Source organism: Streptomyces sp. NPDC001544 (assembly GCF_042894285.1).
Taxonomy (GTDB): domain Bacteria; phylum Actinomycetota; class Actinomycetes; order Streptomycetales; family Streptomycetaceae; genus Streptomyces.
The window spans coordinates 227,000-243,747 of record NZ_JBIAVN010000008.1; the positions used below are offsets into that span (position 1 = coordinate 227,000).

Genomic DNA, 16,748 nt, shown 5'->3' on the forward strand with positions numbered 1-16,748 from the left:
GCGTCAGACGAGGTTCACGGAGCGGGCCGACGTGGCGCCGATCTCCTCCGCGACCTCGGCCAGAACACCGGAGTCCACCGTGTCGTCGACGGTCAGCACGGCCAGCGCCTCACCACCGGCCGCCGCACGGGCGACCTGCATACCGGCGATGTTGATACCCGCCTCGCCGACGATGCGGCCGACGGTGCCGACGACGCCCGGCCGGTCCTCGTACCGCAGGACGACCATGTGGTCGGCGAGCGCGAGGTCGACGTCGTAGTCCCCGACCGCGACGAGCTTCTGCAGGTGCTTCGGGCCGGCCAGCGTGCCGGAGACCGACACCTCCTCGCCGTCCGCGAGGGTGCCGCGCACGGTGACGACGTTGCGGTGGTCCGCCGCCTCGGAGCTCGTGGTCAGGCGCACCTCGACACCGCGCTCCTGCGCGAACAGCGGGGCGTTGACGTACGACACGGTCTCGTCGACGACGTCCTCGAAGACGCCCTTGAGCGCGGACAGCTCCAGCACCTTCACGTCGTGCTGGGTGATCTCGCCGTACACCTCGACGTCGAGACGGACCGCGACCTCGCCCGCGAGCGCGGTGAAGATCCGACCGAGGCGCTCGGCGAGCGGCAGACCGGGCTTGACGTCCTCGGCGATGACACCGCCCTGGACGTTCACCGCGTCCGGCACCAGCTCACCGGCGAGGGCGAGACGCACCGACTTGGCGACGGCGATACCCGCCTTCTCCTGCGCCTCGTCCGTCGACGCGCCGAGGTGCGGGGTGCACACGACCTGGTCGAACTGGAACAGCGGGGAGTCGGTGCACGGCTCCTTGGCGTACACGTCCAGGCCGGCGCCCGCGACGCGGCCCTCCTTGAGGGCGGAGTACAGCGCCTCCTCGTCGACGATGCCGCCGCGCGCGGCGTTGACGATCCGCACGGACGGCTTGACCTTGCGCAGCGCCTCCTCGCCGATCAGGCCGAGCGTCTCGGGCGTCTTGGGCAGGTGCACGGTGATGAAGTCGGAGACCTCGAGCAGCTCGTCCAGCGAGAGCACCTTGACGCCCATCTGCGCGGCGCGGGCGGGCTGGATGTAGGGGTCGTAGGCGACGACCTTCATCCCGAAGGCGGACATGCGCTGCGCGACGAGCGCACCGATGCGGCCGAGGCCGACGACACCGAGGGTCTTCTCGGCGAGCTCCACGCCCGTGTACTTGCTGCGCTTCCACTCGCCGTTCTTCAGCGCGGCGTTGGCCTGCGGGATGTGACGGGCGGTGGCGACGAGGAGACCGCAGGCCAGCTCGGCGGCGGTCACGATGTTCGAGGTGGGGGCGTTGACGACCATCACGCCGGCCTTGGTGGCGGCGGAGACGTCCACGTTGTCCAGGCCGACGCCGGCTCGTGCGACGACCTTCAGCTTGTTCGCGGCGGCGATCGCCTCGGCGTCGACCTTCGTGGCGGAGCGGATCAGAATCGCGTCCACGTCGGCGATGGCGGGCAGCAGTTCGGCCCGGTCGGCGCCGTTGCAGTGCCGGATCTCGAAGTCCGGGCCGAGCGCGTCGACGGTCGCGGGCGAAAGCTCTTCAGCGATGAGTACGACGGGTTTCGAGCTCACGTGAGGTCCTCACAAGTCCAATGCGGACGGCCGTCCCGACGGCCGCTGGCGGTGGAGGGTGGCTAGCCGCGGAAGACGCACGACGCTGTGGGCCTGACGCGTGTTGAGCAGCAGTCTAGTGGCGTGACGCGGAGCGTCTTACGCCTCTGCGGAAGGATCACCCGTCCGTGGCAGGACGGAATGGCCAGGGGGGCCGGAGCTGCCCTGCTCCGGCCCCTGGGGCCTTGCTGGAAGCCTACGCCTCCTCGTTGACCCAGCTCATCAGCTTGCGGAGCTGCTTGCCGGTGGTCTCCAGCAGGTGCTCGGAGTCCTGCTGCTTGTACTCGTTGTACTTCTTCAGGCCGCCGTGGTACTCGTCCATCCAGGTCTGGGCGAAGGTGCCGTCCTGGATCTCGGCGAGGACCTGCTTCATCTCGGCCTTGGTGGCGTCGGTGATGATGCGCGGGCCGGTGACGTAGTCGCCCCACTCGGCGGTCTCGGAGACCGACCAGCGCATCTTCTCCAGGCCGCCCTCGTACATGAGGTCGACGATCAGCTTCAGCTCGTGCAGGCACTCGAAGTAGGCGATCTCCGGCTGGTAGCCCGCCTCGACCAGGGTCTCGAAGCCGGCCTTGACCAGGGCGGAGGTGCCACCGCACAGCACGGCCTGCTCGCCGAACAGGTCGGTCTCGGTCTCCTCGGTGAAGGTCGTCTTGATGACGCCGGCGCGGGTGCCGCCGATGGCCTTGGCGTACGACAGGGCCAGGGGGAAGGCGTTGCCGGTCGCGTCCTGCTCGACGGCGGCGATCGCCGGGACGCCGCGACCCTCCTCGTACTGCCGGCGCACCAGGTGGCCCGGGCCCTTCGGGGCGACGAGGGCGACGTCCACGCCGGCCGGGGGCTTGATGAAGCCGAAGCGGATGTTGAAGCCGTGGGCGAAGAACAGCGCGTCGCCGTCCTTCAGGTTCGGGGCGATGGACTCCTCGTAGACCTGGGCCTGGATCGGGTCCGGGATCAGGATCATGATGACGTCGGCCTCGGCGGCGGCCTCGGCCGGGCTCGCCACCCGCAGACCCTGCTCCTCGGCCTTCGCCTTGGACTTGGAGCCCTCGTGCAGACCGACGCGGACGTCGACACCCGAGTCGCGCAGCGACAGGGCGTGGGCGTGGCCCTGGCTGCCGTATCCGATGACCGCGACCTTGCGGCCCTGGATGATGGACAGGTCGGCGTCAGCGTCGTAGAACAGCTCGGCCACTTTGGGTTCTCTCCTTGGTGTACAGGGTGTGTGTCCCACCGTATGACGGCGGGTCGCAGGGGAGTTTCGGGGTCTCGCGATACGGGCGGCCGGTGTCACCCGGCCGCCCGAACGCGTCCTTACGCCGACCGGTCCAGAGCGCGCAGCGACCGGTCCGTGATCGAGCGTGCGCCACGGCCGATCGCGATGGTGCCGGACTGGACCAGCTCCTTGATGCCGTACGGCTCCAGCATCTTGAGCATGGCGGTCAGCTTGTCGCTGCTGCCGGTGGCCTCGATCGTCACGGCGTCCGGGGAGACGTCGACGGTCTTGGCGCGGAAGAGCTGGACGATCTCGACGATCTGGGAGCGCGTCTCGTTGTCGGCGCGCACCTTCACGAGGACGAGTTCGCGCTGGACCGCCTGGCCGGGCTCCAGCTCGACGATCTTCAGCACGTTGACCAGCTTGTTGAGCTGCTTGGTCACCTGCTCCAGCGGCAGGTCCTCGACCTGCACCACGATGGTGATGCGGGAGATGTCGGGGTGCTCGGTGACACCGACGGCGAGCGAGTCGATGTTGAAGCCGCGGCGGGAGAACAGCGCGGCGATCCGGGCGAGGATGCCGGGCGTGTTCTCCACCAGGACGGAGAGCGTGTGCTTGGACATGTCTGGTCTTCCTCTTCGCTCTGCCTGGCTCAGTCGTCTTCGTTGTCGCCGAAGTCGGGGCGGACGTCCCGGGCGGCCATGATCTCGTCGTTGGAGGTGCCGGCGGCGACCATCGGCCACACCATCGCGTCCTCGTGGACGATGAAGTCGACGACGACCGGGCGGTCGTTGATGGAGTTCGCCTCTTCGATGACCTTGTCGAGGTCGTCCGGGGACTCGCAGCGGATCGCGTGGCAGCCCATGGCCTCCGACAGCTTCACGAAGTCGGGGACGCGGGTGCCCGCGCTCGGGCCCTTGGGGGCGTCGCCCGGGCCGGAGTGCAGCACGGTGTTGGAGTACCGCTGGTTGTAGAACAGGGTCTGCCACTGGCGGACCATCCCGAGGGCGCCGTTGTTGATGATGGCGACCTTGATCGGGATGTTGTTCAGGGCGCAGGTGGTGAGCTCCTGGTTGGTCATCTGGAAGCAGCCGTCGCCGTCGATGGCCCACACGGCCCGCTCGGGCTGTCCGGCCTTGGCGCCCATGGCGGCCGGGACCGCGTAGCCCATTGTGCCCGCGCCACCGGAGTTCAGCCAGGTGGCGGGCTTCTCGTACTGGATGAAGTGGGCGGCCCACATCTGGTGCTGGCCGACGCCCGCCGTGAAGATCGTGCCCTCGGGCGCGAGCTGCCCGATGCGCTCGATGACCTGCTGCGGGGACAGGGAGCCGTCGTCGGGCTGGTCGTAGCCGAGCGGGTAGGTCTCGCGCCAGCGGTTGAGGTCCTTCCACCAGGCCGCGTACCTGGACTTCGCGGCCTCGCCGTGCGTGCCCTCGCTGTGTTCCTTCTGCACCGCCTGGATCAGGTCGGCGATGACCTCGCGGGCGTCCCCGACGATCGGCACGTCGGCGGCGCGGTTCTTGCCGATCTCGGCGGGATCGATGTCGGCGTGGACGATCTTGGCGTACGGGGCGAAGCTGTCCAGCTTGCCCGTGACGCGGTCGTCGAAGCGGGCTCCGAGGGCGACGAGCAGGTCGGCCTTCTGCAGCGCGGTGACGGCGGTGACCGAACCGTGCATGCCCGGCATTCCCACGTGCTGCGGGTGGCTGTCGGGGAATGCGCCGAGCGCCATCAGGGTGGTGGTGACGGGCGCTCCGGTGAGCTCGGCGAGGACCTTGAGCTCGGCGGTGGCGTGGGCCTTGAGGACACCGCCGCCGACGTAGAGGACGGGCCGCTTGGCCGAGGTGATCAGCTTGGCGGCCTCGCGGATCTGCTTGGCGTGCGGCTTGGTGACGGGCCGGTAGCCGGGCAGGTCCATGACCGGCGGCCAGGAGAAGACGGTCTTCTTCTGGAGGATGTCCTTGGGGATGTCGACCAGGACCGGTCCGGGGCGGCCGGTCGAGGCGATGTGGAACGCCTGCGCGATCACCCGGGGGATGTCCTCGCCCTTGGTGACCAGGAAGCTGTGCTTGGTGATCGGCATGGTGATGCCGACGATGTCCGCCTCCTGGAAGGCGTCCGTGCCGATCGCGGCGGACACCACCTGACCGGTGATCGCGACCAGGGGCACCGAGTCCATGTTGGCGTCGGCGATCGGGGTGACCAGGTTGGTGGCGCCGGGACCGGAGGTCGCCATGCAGACGCCCACCTTGCCGGTGGCCTGTGCGTAACCGGTGGCCGCGTGGCCGGCGCCCTGCTCGTGCCGGACCAGGACGTGGCGCACCCTGGTGGAGTCCATCAGCGGGTCGTACGCCGGAAGGATCGTGCCGCCGGGGATACCGAATACCGTGTCGGCCCCGACCTCCTCGAGAGAGCGGATGAGGGACTGCGCGCCCGTGACGTGCTCGACGTGGGCGGACTGTCCTCCGGAACGGGGCCGCGGCTGCGGATGGTGGGCCCCGGTGGCCTGCTCGGTCATCGGCATTCTCTTCTCGATGCTGAGGTTTTTGCGAGGGTTTTTGCGAGGTTCGTGCGGTGTACGGCTGCTGTACGACAGGTGCTGGTGCAACAAAAAACCCCTCGTGCCGGAAGGCAAGCGAGGGGAGCGCGCCGGTGAGGGTCGCTGGGCTTTCCGGATCCTCCTCCGGTGGGTCCCAGCTCAGCCGACGCGCTGTCCAAGTACGAGAATTCGGGTGCGCATGGCACAGACCCTCCCTCTGACGCGCACCATGTGTCAAGTGGGTGGGACGGGCGTCTCATTATGTGAGCGCAGTGCATTGCTGCCTCCGAAGACGGCGGAGACTCCGCCGGTGACACCACTGGTGTACACCCCCGCGGAACCGCCCGCGAAGACCGGCGCGGGTTCGGCCGCCGCGTGCGGCACCGGATAGTGGCCGGATCCGAGCGCTCTGCGCAGCCGGTACTCGTCCAGTGGCCCGGAGAAGGCCGTGCCCATGGCGTGCGTGCAGCCCATCGCGCGCAGCGCTCCCACCTGCTCGGGCAGGTCGACGCCCTCGGCCACGGACTGCATGCCGAGGTCGGTGGCGATGCGCAGCAGGCCACTTGTGATCTTGTGCAGCCGTGCCGACTCCACGACGCCCTCGACCAGGCTGCGGTCGAGCTTCAGCACGTCGACGGGGAGTCTGCGCAGTGCCGTGATCGCCGCGTAGCCGCTGCCGAAGCCGTCCAAGGCGATCCGGACGCCGAGCCGGCTGAGCGCAGTCAGCCGCCGCTCCAGCTCGTCCAGGCCGACCCGGGGGTCGGTGTCGGACAGTTCCAGGACCAGGGATCCGGACGGCAGCCCGTGGCGGGTCAGGAGGGCTTCCACGGAGCCGAGCGGCATGGAGCGGTCCAGCAGCCGCTGGGCGCTCATCCGGACGGACACGGGCACGTTGAGCCCGGTCGCGGCCCGCTCGGCGGCCTGCCCCACGGCCTCCTCCAGGACCCAGCGTTCGAGTTCGGAGGTCTTGTCGCTGTCCTCGGCCACCCGCAGGAACTCCGCCGGGGTGAAGAGCACTCCCTGGGAGGAGCGCCACCGTGCCTGCGCGGAGACCGAGGTGATCCGGCCGTTCTCCAGGCACACCACCGGCTGGTGCAGCAGCGCGAACTCGCCGTCGTGCAGGGCGGCACGCAGCCGCGTGGCCAGCTCCGCCTTGCGCACGACGTCCTGCTGCATCTGGGGTTTGTACAGCTCGACGCGGCCCTTCCCGGCCGACTTGGCCCGGTACATCGCGAGGTCGGCGTTGCGCAGCAACTCGCCCGCTCCGATGCCTGGTTCGGCGAAGGCGACGCCGATGGAGGCGTTGACGCGGACATCGTTGCCGTCGATCAGGTACGGCTGGGAGAGGGTCATCCTGAGGCGGTCGGCGAGCTCCAGGATGTTCCGCTCGCGGGCGGCACGGTCGCGGGTGCCGTCCCCGACGATCAGGGCCGCGAACTCGTCTCCGCCCAGCCGGGAGGCGGTGTCCCCCTGCCGGACCGCGTCCTGGAGTCTGCGGGCGGCCTGGACGAGCAGCTCGTCCCCCGCCTGGTGGCCGATGGTGTCGTTGACGGCCTTGAATCCGTCCAGGTCGATGAAGAGGACCGCCGTACCGCGCAGCCGGTCGCCCCGGTCGGAGGCGCGGCGGCCGGACAGGGCCTGCTGCACGCGCTTGGTGAACAGGGAACGGTTGGGCAGGTCGGTGAGCGGGTCGTGTTCGGCGTTGTGCTGCAACTGCGCCTGCAGCCGCACTCTTTCGGTGACGTCCCGGCTGTTGAAGATGAGGCCGCCGTGGTGGCGGTTGACGGTGGACTCGACGTTCAGCCAGCCGCCGTCACCGGAGCGGAACCGGCACTCGATGCGGGTGGTGGGTTCCTCGAACGGGCTGGCGGCGAGGAACCGGCGCACCTCGTGCACCACGCAGCCCAGGTCCTCCGGGTGGATGAGATTGGCCAGTTCCGTACCCACCAGTTCCTCGGCGTGCCGTCCGTAGACCCCGGCGGCGGCCGGGGAGACGTACCGGAGGATGCCGTTGGGTGCGGCGATCATGATGACGTCGCTGGAGCCCTGTACCAGGGAGCGGAAGTGGTTCTCCTGGTGGGCCAGTTCGTGGGTGAGGGTGATGTTGTCGAGCAGCATGATGCCCTGGCGCACGACGAGTGCGAGCACCACGCAGCCGGCGGTGATGAGCACCACGTGGTCGGGGCTGCGGCCGTCGAGGACGTTGTACAGGATGCCCAGCGTGCAGACGGCCGCGGCCAGGTACGGCGTGAGTGCGGCCAGGGACCCGGTGAGGGGCGGGCCCGCCGGGTACCGGCTGAGATCGACCCCCGGCGCGGGCTCGGGCGCGGACGCCTGCGCCGCGGGGTGGTCGCCGCCGCGCTGACCGGGCACGTGTTCGTGGACCACACGCATGTGCCCGTCCGCGCCGCGCCGCTCTCTCTCGGCGTTCTGCGGACCCTGGCGCCGGGGAGCGGCCCAGGGGGCGTAGGCCAGGAGCAGCGAGCCGGCGAACCAGCCGGCGTCGAGCAGTTGGCCCGAGTGGTAGCTGCTGTGCAGCAGCGGCGAGGTGAACAGGGCGTCGCACATCACGGTCAGGGCGAGAGCGCCGATCGCGGTGTTCACCGCGGTCCGGTTGCCCGGTGCGCGCCTGAAGTGCGTCGCGAGCACCATGCTGACGAGGGCGATGTCGAGCAGCGGGTACGCCAGCGACAGGGCGGCGTGCGCCACGCTCGGGCCGTCGAACCGGGCGGCCTGGGCGAGCGCGAGGCTCCACGACAGGGTGAGCAGGGAGCCGCCGATCAGCCAGGCGTCCAGCGCCAGACAGATCCAGCCCGCCTTGTTCGCCGGGCGTTTGGCGAGGACCAGCAGGCCCACGATGGCGGGCGGTGCGAAGCAGAGGAAGAACAGGTCGGCGTAGCTGGGGCTGGGCACGGGCTGGTCCAGCACGACTTCGTACCACCCCCAGACCGCGTTGCCCAGGGCCGCCATCGCCGATGACAGGGCGAACAGCAGCCAGGCGGGCCGGAAGCGGACCCGTGGGCTGCGGGCGTAGAGGAAGCAGGAGACGGCGGCGGCGCCCGCCGCCGCGGTCAGCCCGAAGTCGCCCATGACCAGCGCGACCGTGTTCGAGCCCCAGTCGAACGCGGAACCGACGGCGTATCCCGCGCACACCAGGGCCAGCACCAGCTGGTGGACCACGCGCGGGCCGTCGCCGGAGGCCGGCGGCCGGGGCAGCAGCGTCCCCGACGGGCGCTGTGTGCGCGGCGGTCCGTCGAGGGTCGTGACCGGCGGGGGGCTCACCGGGCCCTCCCGGTCCGCGGGTGGTGGCTGATGTGGTGGTGGCCGATGTGATGGGTCTGGTGGTCGGCGTGGTGGCCGCGCCTGCGCGTGGCCGTGCGCCAGGGTCGCCGTCGGCGGCTCCGCCGCGTCGGATCGTTCGTCCATAGGCCGTGCATCGCCCGTCGCCCCCCTCACAAATTCTGAAATGTCCATCCCCAGCGCCGAACGGTCCGCGGCGCAGCCCCTGTCGGGGACGATACACCAGTCTCGTCACTCAGGGACATAGCTTCTCTACGCTCCGTGACGATCTACGGCAACACGCGTACGCACCGCGCCCGCAGCGTCGCGGAGGGTACGCGAACAGGGTTACGCCCCTGCCGAGGAGCCCGTCGTCAGGATCACGTTGCGCAGCGGCTCCCGGTTCACGAAACGGCGCAACTGGTCTACCAGCAGCCGCTGGGCGCGCGGCAGGAACGCCGAGGTGGGGCCGCCCACATGCGGGCTGATCAACACGCCCGGCGCACGCCACAGCGGATGCGCCGGGGGCAGCGGCTCCGGGTCGGTGACGTCCAGGGCGGCGGTGAGCCGTCCGCTGTCCAGCTCCGTGAGCAGCGCCTTGGTGTCGACGACGGGCCCGCGGGCCACGTTGACCAGGAGGGCTCCGTCCTTCATCCGGGCCAGGAAGTCGGCGTCGGCCAGGCCCCGGGTGGCCTCTGTCAAGGGCGTGGAAAGGACTACGACGTCGGCTTCGGGGAGCAGGGAGGGCAGTTCGGTGAGCGGGTGCACCGGACCGCGCGCCGTGGTGCGACTCGAGCGCGCGACGCGCGCCACCCGCGCGAGCTCGAACGGCGCGAGCCGGTCCTCGATGGCCTCGCCGATGGCTCCGTAACCCACGATGAGGACGTTCTTGTCGGCGAGGGCCGGACGGAACCCGCTCGCCCACAGTCCCTGCTGCTGCGCCCGGACGAAGTCGGGGATCCCGCGCAGCGAGGCGAGGATCAGCGTGAGCGCGAGTTCGGCGGTGCTGGCCTCGTGCACACCGCGGGCGTTGCACAGCCGCACGCCCGGCACGATGGACGACAGCCGGGCGGTGATGTCGTCCACTCCCGCGGTGAGCGTCTGGATGACCTGGACGTGTCGCAGGTGTTCCAGCGGGCGCACCTTGACCGACCAGCGCTTCATGTACGGCACCACGTACACGGCGCATTCCGCGGGATCACCGGGGAACTCCTGGTCTCCCTCCTCACCGCCGTCCCAGAACAGGTAGTTCAGCCCCTCGGGGAGCCCCTCGATCTCGTCCGGCGGGATGGGAAGCCACACGTCAGCAGTCATGGTCCCGAGGCTATGTCAGGCCTGCCGGAGCGCAGAGGTTAGGTTGGGGGCCGGTCAGAGGGAGGATCACGGCAGGTGGAGCGCAGGACGATCGGCGCGGGGGCGCTCGCGGTGGGGGCCGTCGGACTCGGGTGCATGCCGATGAGCTGGGGGTACGGCGGATCGCGGCAGCGGGGCGAGGAGTCGGTCAGGGCCGTGCACCGGGCTCTGGACATGGGCTCGACGCTGCTCGACACCGCAGACATGTACGGGCCCTTCACCAACGAGCTGCTGCTGGGCCGGGTGCTCAAGGAACGCCGTGCGGACGCCTTCGTGTCGACCAAGGTCGGCCTGCTGGTCGGTGAGCAGCACATCGTGGCCAACGGGCGCCCCGGGTACGTGAAGCGGGCCTGCGACGCGTCGCTGCGCCGCCTGCAGACGGACGTGATCGACCTGTACCAGCTCCACCGTGCCGACCCGGAGGTGCCGGTCGAGGAGACGTGGGGCGCGATGGCGGAGCTCGTCCGGGCCGGAAAGGTACGGGCGTTGGGCCTGTGCGCGGTGGGTGCGCGCGCCGGCCGCCGAGCCGGCAGGCGGCTGCACGACGCCACGCTGCGCCAGCTGGAGCGGGTGCAGCAGGTGTTCCCGGTGAGCGCGGTGCAGGCCGAACTGTCGGTGTGGTCGCCGGAGGCACTGGACGGGCTGCTGCCCTGGTGCCGGGCCCGGGGGATCGGTTTCCTGGCCGCGATGCCCCTGGGCAACGGTTACCTGACCGGCACGCTGACCCCGGGCGAGGGCTTCGAGCGGGACGACATCCGCGCCCGCCATCCCCGTTTCACGGCCGAGATGATGGCCGCCAACCAGCCGGTCGTGGTGGGCCTGCGCCGTGTCGCCCGCCGGCACGGCGAGGAGGTGACCCCCGCCCAGGTGGCCCTCGCGTGGGTCCTCGCCCAGGGCCGCCACGTCGTCCCGGTCCCGGGTACCAAGCGGGAACGCTGGGTGGCCGAGAACGCCGCCGCGGCCGGGCTCCGTCTGACGCCGGAGGACCTGGCGGAGATCGCCGGTCTGCCCCCGGCCCAGGGCTCGTGGGACTGACCGCCGGTTTCCGCGGCGGATCGGGAACCCGGGCGGCGCGGGCGGTGCGGGTGAGAGAGAGTGGCGGTGTGTGAGAGAGCGAAGGTGCCGCCGGGACCCCCGCTGAAGGGACCAAGATCGTGCAACGTCGAGCTGTGACGGCCGTGTTGGCCGCGGCCGCGCTCCTGCTGACGGCGGGCTGTTCCTCGGCCGGGGGGCCGCCGCCGGGCGGGGGCGGAAGGACGACCGCGGTGGGCACACCCTCCGGTGCGTCCCCGTCGGCGCCGGCGGACGGGCGGACACCGCCCGCCAAGGGCACGGTGGAGGTGCTGCGCACGGTCACCGAGGGCCTGAAGAGCCCGTGGGGCCTGGCCCCGCTGCCGGACGGCGGCCTGCTCGTCTCCTCCCGGGACGACGGGACGATCACCCGTGTCGACGGGAGGACGGGCCGGAAGACCGAGCTGGGCAAGGTCTCCGGGGTCTCCCCGGCCGGGGAGGGCGGCCTCCTCGGCATCGCCCTCTCCCCCGGCTACGCCTCGGACCACATGATCTACGCCTACTTCACCTCGGCCTCGGACAACCGCATCGTCCGCATGCTGTACGACGGGCGCAAGCCCGCCGGCGAACAGCTCGGCGCCCCCGACACGGTCTTCAAGGGCATCCCCAAGGGCTACATCCACAACGGCGGCCGGATCGCCTTCGGGCCCGACGGCATGCTCTACGCCGGTACGGGCGAGAGCGGACGGCGGGGCCTGGCCCAGGACAGGAAGTCGCTGGGCGGCAAGATCCTGCGGCTGACCCCGGAGGGCGAGCCGGCGCCCGGCAACCCCTTCCCGGACTCCCCGGTGTACAGCTACGGCCACCGCAATGTGCAGGGGCTGGCCTGGGACGACGAACAACGCCTGTTCGCCTCGGAGTTCGGCCAGGACACCTGGGACGAGCTGAACGCGATCAGCCCCGGCGGCAACTACGGCTGGCCGGACGCCGAGGGCAGGTCGGACGACTCCCGGTTCCGCGACCCGATCGCCCAGTGGCACACCGACGACGCCTCCCCCAGCGGCATCGCCTACGTGGACGGCGTCATCTGGATGGCCGGCCTGAAGGGGCAGCGCCTGTGGCGCATCCCGCTGAACGGCACGAAGGCCTCGGCGGACCCGCAGGCCTTCCTCACCGGCAGGTACGGCCGGCTCCGCACGGTGGTGGCGGCGGGCGACGGCAAGCTGTGGCTGGTCACCAGCAACACGGACGGACGGGGCGACCCGAGGAGCGGGGACGACCGGATCCTGGAGCTGAAGGTGAAGTGAGGCGGAGGTGCTCAGCCCGCGGCGCGCCCGGTCCCCGGGGGGCTCTCCTCGGGTCGCCGCGGCAACCGTACGACGACCTTTCCGGAGACGAGATCTATCGGCCCGCGTCCGGGGTCGCCGTCGCCGACGTCCTCCCGGGTCAGCTCCAGCCGGTTCTGCTCGTCGCGGGTGTGTTTGCGGCCGGGCGAGAACAGTTCCTCGAAGACGTTGAACACGTGCTGCCTCCCTCGGCCGACGTCCCCCCAGCGTATGCCTCACCCCGCTGATCGGGACGTGGGCGTTTCAGCCGGAAACAACCCCTGCCGGTGTGCCAGCGCCGCCGCCTCGCCCCTGCCCGAGACACCGAGCTTGCCCAGGATGTTCGAGACGTGGACGCTCGCCGTCTTCGGGGATATGAAGAGCTCCTCGGCTATCTGGCGATTGCTGCGGCCCGCCGACACCAGGCGCAGGACGTCCCGCTCCCGGTTGGTGAGACCGAGCGCCTCGGCCGGGTCGGCGGCGGCGAGTTCCTGCCGTGGAGTGCGGGCCGGGCTGAGACGGGCGCGCTGGGCGAGCAGGGCGACGGCCTCGGTGAGCGGTCGGGCACCCAGGTGGTCGGCGACGGCCCCGGCGAGGCGGAGCAGTTCCGCGGCGCGGTCGCGCTCGTGGTCGCCGCCCTCGGACAGCAGGGCCTGGGCGAGCCGGAGCCGGACACGGGCGAGGTCGTAGGGGCGCTGAAGGCACTCGAAGGCGGTGACCACCTCCGACCAGGTGTCCGCGGTGTCCTCGCCGGTGGCGCGCAGCAGCTCGGCGCGGGTCCACTTCTCGTACGCCCGCCAGACGGGCACACCGGTGGTGAGCTTCCGGACGGCCTCTGAGAGGCGGTCGAGGAGATCGGCACGGCCCTCCGCCGCGGCAGGCAGAGTGCGGGCGTCGGCCTCGGCGGTGGCGGCGGCCAGCAGCAGGGGCCAGGCATAGCGTTGCGTGCCGGGCGGGAAGCCGGACTCCAGGGCGTGCAGCAGTTCGGCGCGGGCGTCGAGCAGCCGGCCCTCCGCGGCGGCGACGTCGATGGCGATGCGGGCCGCGGGCAGCCACTGCTGGGGCATGGGGGCGTGGATGCCGTGGCGGGCGCGGGCGGTGGCCAGCTGACGGCCGGCCTCGGCGACGTCTCCCCGGCCCAGCGCGAGGTGGGCGAGGCGCAGGGCTCCCGCGCTCTCCGGCTTGGCACTGTGTCCCACGGTGAGTGCCTTCGTCGCGGCGTCGGAGGCTTCTCCCCAGTGCCCGAGCACGAACAGCGAGTCCGAGAGGTTGCCCCATGCCCACGCCTCGTCCTCCAGCAGGCCGAACCTGCGGGTGAAGGCGATTCCGTCCCGGAGGATCGGCACGGCTTCCTCGGCGCGGCCGACCGAGTGCAGTTCGCTGGGCAGATTCACGTACGCGCGGGCCGCGACGTGCTCGCCCTCCTGGAGCGCCTGCTCCAGTACCTGGCGCATCTGCGCCAGCCCGGCTTCGGTGTCGCCCGCGTCGACCATGAGGCCGCCGAGGGTGAGGCGGGCGTGCAGCTCGGTCTCCCGGGCGCCGACCATCCGCGCGTACCGCACGGCCCGTTCGGCGGCGGCGAGGGCGTCGGGTCCGGGCGCGTGCAGCATGGACCAGTTGGCGACGTAGGCGAGGACCTCGGCGTGCACCTCCGAGGGCGGCAGCCCGCGGACCAGTTCCTGCGCGGTGGCCAGTTCCTGCCAGCCGTCGCCGCGGGCCTGGGCCTGCACCAGCCGGGAGCGCTGCACCCAGAACCAGGCGGCGCGCAGAGGGTCGTCCTCCCCCTCCAGCAGCCGCAGTGCCCGCTTGGCGATCTTCATGGCGCGTTCCCGTTCCCCGCAGAAACGGCCCGCGACGGCGGCCTCCGCCATGAGGTCGAGGTAGCGCAGGGGGGTGGTGGCCGGGTCGCAGCCGCAGGGCACGTAGGCGTCGGTGTGGTCGCGTACGCGCAGGGCGCTCCGCACGTCCTCGGGGGTGGTCTCCCACAGCTCCATCGCCCTCTCCAGCAGACGCAACTGCTCGCTGTAGGCGTACCGGCGGCGGGCGACGACCGAGGCGTCCAGGACCGCGGGCAGGGCCTTGGCGGCGTCGTGGGCGTGGTACCAGTAGCTGGCCAGTCGCATCACGCGTTCGTCGGCGGGGACGAGTGTCGGGTCGGCCTCCAGTGCCTCGGCGTAGCTGCGGTTGAGGCGGGAGCGTTCGCCGGGCAGCAGGTCGTCGGCGACGGCCTCGCGGACGAGGGAGTGGCGGAAACGGTAACCGTCACCGGTGGGCGCGGCGCTGAGGATGCTGGCGTTGACGGCGGCCCGCAGTGCCTCGATGAGGTCGTCCTCGGGGAGCCGGGCGACGGCGGCGAGGAGCCGGTACTCGACGGTGGAGCCGCCTTCGGCGACGATCCGGGAGACCCGCTGGGCGGGTTCGGGCAGTCTCTCGACGCGGACCAGGAGCAGGTCGCGCAGGGTGTCGGTGAGGCCTGTGCAGCAGTCGTCGCAGGAGGCGACGGCGAGTTCCTCGACGAAGAACGCGTTGCCGTCGGAGCGTTCGAAGATCTCGTCGACCTGGGCCGGGTCGGGTTCGGTGGCGAGGATGCCGGCGATCTGGCGGCCGACCTCGTCGCGGGTGAAGCGGGCGAGTTCGAGCCGGCGGACGGTGCGCAGCCGGTCGAGTTCGGCGAGCAGGGGCCGCAGGGGGTGCCGGCGGTGGATGTCGTCGGACCGGTAGGTGGCGAGGACGACGAGGCGGCCGGCGCTCAGGGTGCGGAAGAGGTAGGCGAGGAGGTGGCGGGTGGAGGCGTCGGCCCAGTGCAGGTCCTCGAGGGCGAGGAGGACGGTGCGTTCGGCCGCGACGCGTTCCAGCAGCCGGACGGTGAGTTCGAAGAGCCGGGCCATGCCCTGTTCGTCGTGCCGGCTGGAGGTGGCCTCGCCCAGTTCGGGCAGCAGCCGGGCCAGTTCCTCCTCCTGGCCGGCGGCCGCGGCGGCCAGTTCGTCGGGGAGTGCCTGGCGCAGGGCGCGCAGGGCGGTGGAGAAGGGGGCGAAGGGCAGTCCGTCGGCGCCGATCTCCACGCAGCCGCCCAGCGCGACGACCGCGCCCTGGCGGCCGGCCGCGGTGGCGAACTCCTCGACGAGCCGTGTCTTGCCGACACCTGCCTCGCCGCCGATCACCAAGGCCTGCGGCTCCCCCGCGGCGGCACGGGCGAGCGCCTCGTTCAGGACGCCCAGTTCGCCGGTGCGGCCGACGAACACGGGACTGACGGATCTGGTCTCCACGGGCCCGAGCATCGCATGGGGCCCGGACGGCGCGGGCCGGGTTTTCCACAGCGCCGGAACGTTCGTCGTATGACCATATGTAAGCGGGCGGCCGACTTCCGTCCGGCCGCCCGCTTCGACTCCCGTACTCACGCGGCGCGGGCGAGTCGGTTCCGGCGTGGTCCGCCGGTATGCGACTCCGTCGCGGCGGTGCGTCGGGCCGCCTCCTCGCGGCGGGCGGCACGACGGCCGCGTAGGGCCTCACGGGCCAGCCGCTCGGCCTCGGCCCGACGGTGCAGCTCGGTGGTACGGGCCTGCTGCAGTTCGACCGCGAACATGACGTCTCCCCTGGTGAAAGGTGCTTTCCCGGATCGCTTCCGGCGATGTCTCCACCTTCGTCTGCCAGGGGTGTGCGCCACATCGGGAGAGTTCCGCATCTTCGGCGGGCCCGACCAGGGACGGGACACACGTAAGGGGCCTCAGTCCGTCGTCAAGGTCCCTCACGGACGGACTAAGGCCCCTTCAGGGGGGTGTCGTTCGCGTGCCCGTTCAGCCGGCGGTGGGCAGGGCGAGCAGCGCGTCGGAGTACTTGAGGACCGCCAGGAGCAGGCCGATGACGCCGAGCGAGACCCCCGCCCAGGCGACCGACTTGATCCAGGCGGCCTGCGGCTTACCGGGGGCGCCGAACGCGGGCCGGGCCAGGACCACGACGCCGGTGATCAGCGCGAGCAGCGCGAACAGGCCGCCCCACAGCGCGGTGGCGTGCCAGGCGTCGCCGTAGACCGCCTTGATCTGCTTGGCGACGGGCGCGCCCGAGGAGGTCTGCAGCTGGCCGATCAGGGTCGCGCGCGCGGCGGCCACGGTGCCGACCCAGCCGCCGGTGAGCCCGACCAGGCCCAGGGCGGCGGAGACCACCGCACCGGCGCCCTGTCCGACACCGGAGGAGCCCGCCTCCTCGGTCACGTGAGCCGGCTCCTCACCGTCGGTCTCCGTGTTCTCGGCCGTCACCTCGTCGGTGGCGCGCTCCTCGGCCCGCCCGTCGTCGGCCTTGACGACGTCGGCCGTCACCTCTTCCTTCTTCGCCTCGGCGCCGGTCTCGGTTCCGTCCACTGTCTTCGTTCCCATGCCTCGCACCGTACGGACGCTCT

The 16,748-nt window shown here is 71.4% G+C and carries 12 protein-coding genes; 2 read left to right on the plus strand and 10 right to left on the minus strand.

The window, feature by feature from the left end:
- Positions 1-3: 3 nt before the first annotated feature.
- The 6 genes from serA to ACFY0F_RS22195 form a co-directional block, all read right to left on the minus strand.
- Positions 4-1,593 (minus strand): phosphoglycerate dehydrogenase, encoded by a 1,590-nt coding sequence (serA, locus tag ACFY0F_RS22170; protein WP_388796803.1) that lies wholly within the window; start codon positions 1,591-1,593, stop codon positions 4-6.
- 235 nt (positions 1,594-1,828) lie between these two features.
- Positions 1,829-2,827, minus strand: a complete 999-nt coding sequence (gene ilvC, locus ACFY0F_RS22175; protein ID WP_388796806.1) for a ketol-acid reductoisomerase — start codon at positions 2,825-2,827, stop codon at positions 1,829-1,831.
- A 119-nt stretch (positions 2,828-2,946) separates the two neighbouring features.
- Complete coding sequence (ilvN, locus tag ACFY0F_RS22180; protein WP_388796809.1) at positions 2,947-3,471, minus strand: acetolactate synthase small subunit; 525 nt, start codon at positions 3,469-3,471, stop codon at positions 2,947-2,949.
- A 29-nt stretch (positions 3,472-3,500) separates the two neighbouring features.
- Complete coding sequence (locus ACFY0F_RS22185; RefSeq protein WP_388796812.1) at positions 3,501-5,366, minus strand: acetolactate synthase large subunit; 1,866 nt, start codon at positions 5,364-5,366, stop codon at positions 3,501-3,503.
- 255 nt (positions 5,367-5,621) lie between these two features.
- Entirely contained in the window at positions 5,622-8,669 is a 3,048-nt protein-coding gene (locus ACFY0F_RS22190; protein WP_388796815.1) for a putative bifunctional diguanylate cyclase/phosphodiesterase, read from the minus strand.
- A 345-nt stretch (positions 8,670-9,014) separates the two neighbouring features.
- Positions 9,015-9,980 (minus strand): 2-hydroxyacid dehydrogenase, encoded by a 966-nt coding sequence (locus tag ACFY0F_RS22195; RefSeq protein WP_388796817.1) that lies wholly within the window; start codon positions 9,978-9,980, stop codon positions 9,015-9,017.
- A 75-nt stretch (positions 9,981-10,055) separates the two neighbouring features.
- On the opposite strand from ACFY0F_RS22195, the gene ACFY0F_RS22200 reads away from it, so the two are divergent.
- On the plus strand, positions 10,056-11,054 hold the full coding sequence (locus ACFY0F_RS22200; RefSeq protein ID WP_388796820.1) for an aldo/keto reductase: 999 nt from the start codon (positions 10,056-10,058) through the stop codon (positions 11,052-11,054).
- A 134-nt stretch (positions 11,055-11,188) separates the two neighbouring features.
- Entirely contained in the window at positions 11,189-12,337 is a 1,149-nt protein-coding gene (locus ACFY0F_RS22205) for a PQQ-dependent sugar dehydrogenase (RefSeq protein WP_388796823.1), read from the plus strand.
- A gap of 11 nt (positions 12,338-12,348) precedes the next feature.
- Here the strand turns inward: ACFY0F_RS22205 and ACFY0F_RS22210 are convergent, their stop codons facing one another.
- The 4 genes from ACFY0F_RS22210 to ACFY0F_RS22225 form a co-directional block, all read right to left on the minus strand.
- Positions 12,349-12,552 carry a DUF6191 domain-containing protein gene (locus tag ACFY0F_RS22210; protein ID WP_388796826.1) on the minus strand — a complete coding sequence of 68 codons (204 nt, stop codon included), beginning with the start codon at positions 12,550-12,552 and terminating at the stop codon, positions 12,349-12,351.
- A 39-nt stretch (positions 12,553-12,591) separates the two neighbouring features.
- Entirely contained in the window at positions 12,592-15,633 is a 3,042-nt protein-coding gene (locus ACFY0F_RS22215) for an AAA family ATPase (RefSeq protein WP_388796829.1), read from the minus strand.
- Positions 15,634-15,749: 116 nt separating this feature from the next.
- Positions 15,750-15,938 carry a hypothetical protein gene (locus tag ACFY0F_RS22220; RefSeq protein WP_388796832.1) on the minus strand — a complete coding sequence of 63 codons (189 nt, stop codon included), beginning with the start codon at positions 15,936-15,938 and terminating at the stop codon, positions 15,750-15,752.
- Positions 15,939-16,149: 211 nt separating this feature from the next.
- Positions 16,150-16,725, minus strand: a complete 576-nt coding sequence (locus ACFY0F_RS22225; protein WP_388796835.1) for a hypothetical protein — start codon at positions 16,723-16,725, stop codon at positions 16,150-16,152.
- Between the last annotated feature and the right edge of the window lie 23 nt (positions 16,726-16,748).

Excerpts from the sequence above, each read along its gene's own strand:
- ilvN (WP_388796809.1), bottom strand. The coding sequence starts at position 3,471 with ATGTCCAAGCACACGCTCTCCGTCCTGGTGGAGAACACGCCCGGCATC.
- ACFY0F_RS22185 (WP_388796812.1), bottom strand. The coding sequence starts at position 5,366 with ATGACCGAGCAGGCCACCGGGGCCCACCATCCGCAGCCGCGGCCCCGT.
- ACFY0F_RS22195 (WP_388796817.1), bottom strand. The coding sequence starts at position 9,980 with ATGACTGCTGACGTGTGGCTTCCCATCCCGCCGGACGAGATCGAGGGG.
- ACFY0F_RS22215 (WP_388796829.1), bottom strand. The coding sequence starts at position 15,633 with ATGCTCGGGCCCGTGGAGACCAGATCCGTCAGTCCCGTGTTCGTCGGC.
- ACFY0F_RS22220 (WP_388796832.1), bottom strand. The coding sequence starts at position 15,938 with ATGTTCGCGGTCGAACTGCAGCAGGCCCGTACCACCGAGCTGCACCGT.
- ACFY0F_RS22225 (WP_388796835.1), bottom strand. The coding sequence starts at position 16,725 with ATGGGAACGAAGACAGTGGACGGAACCGAGACCGGCGCCGAGGCGAAG.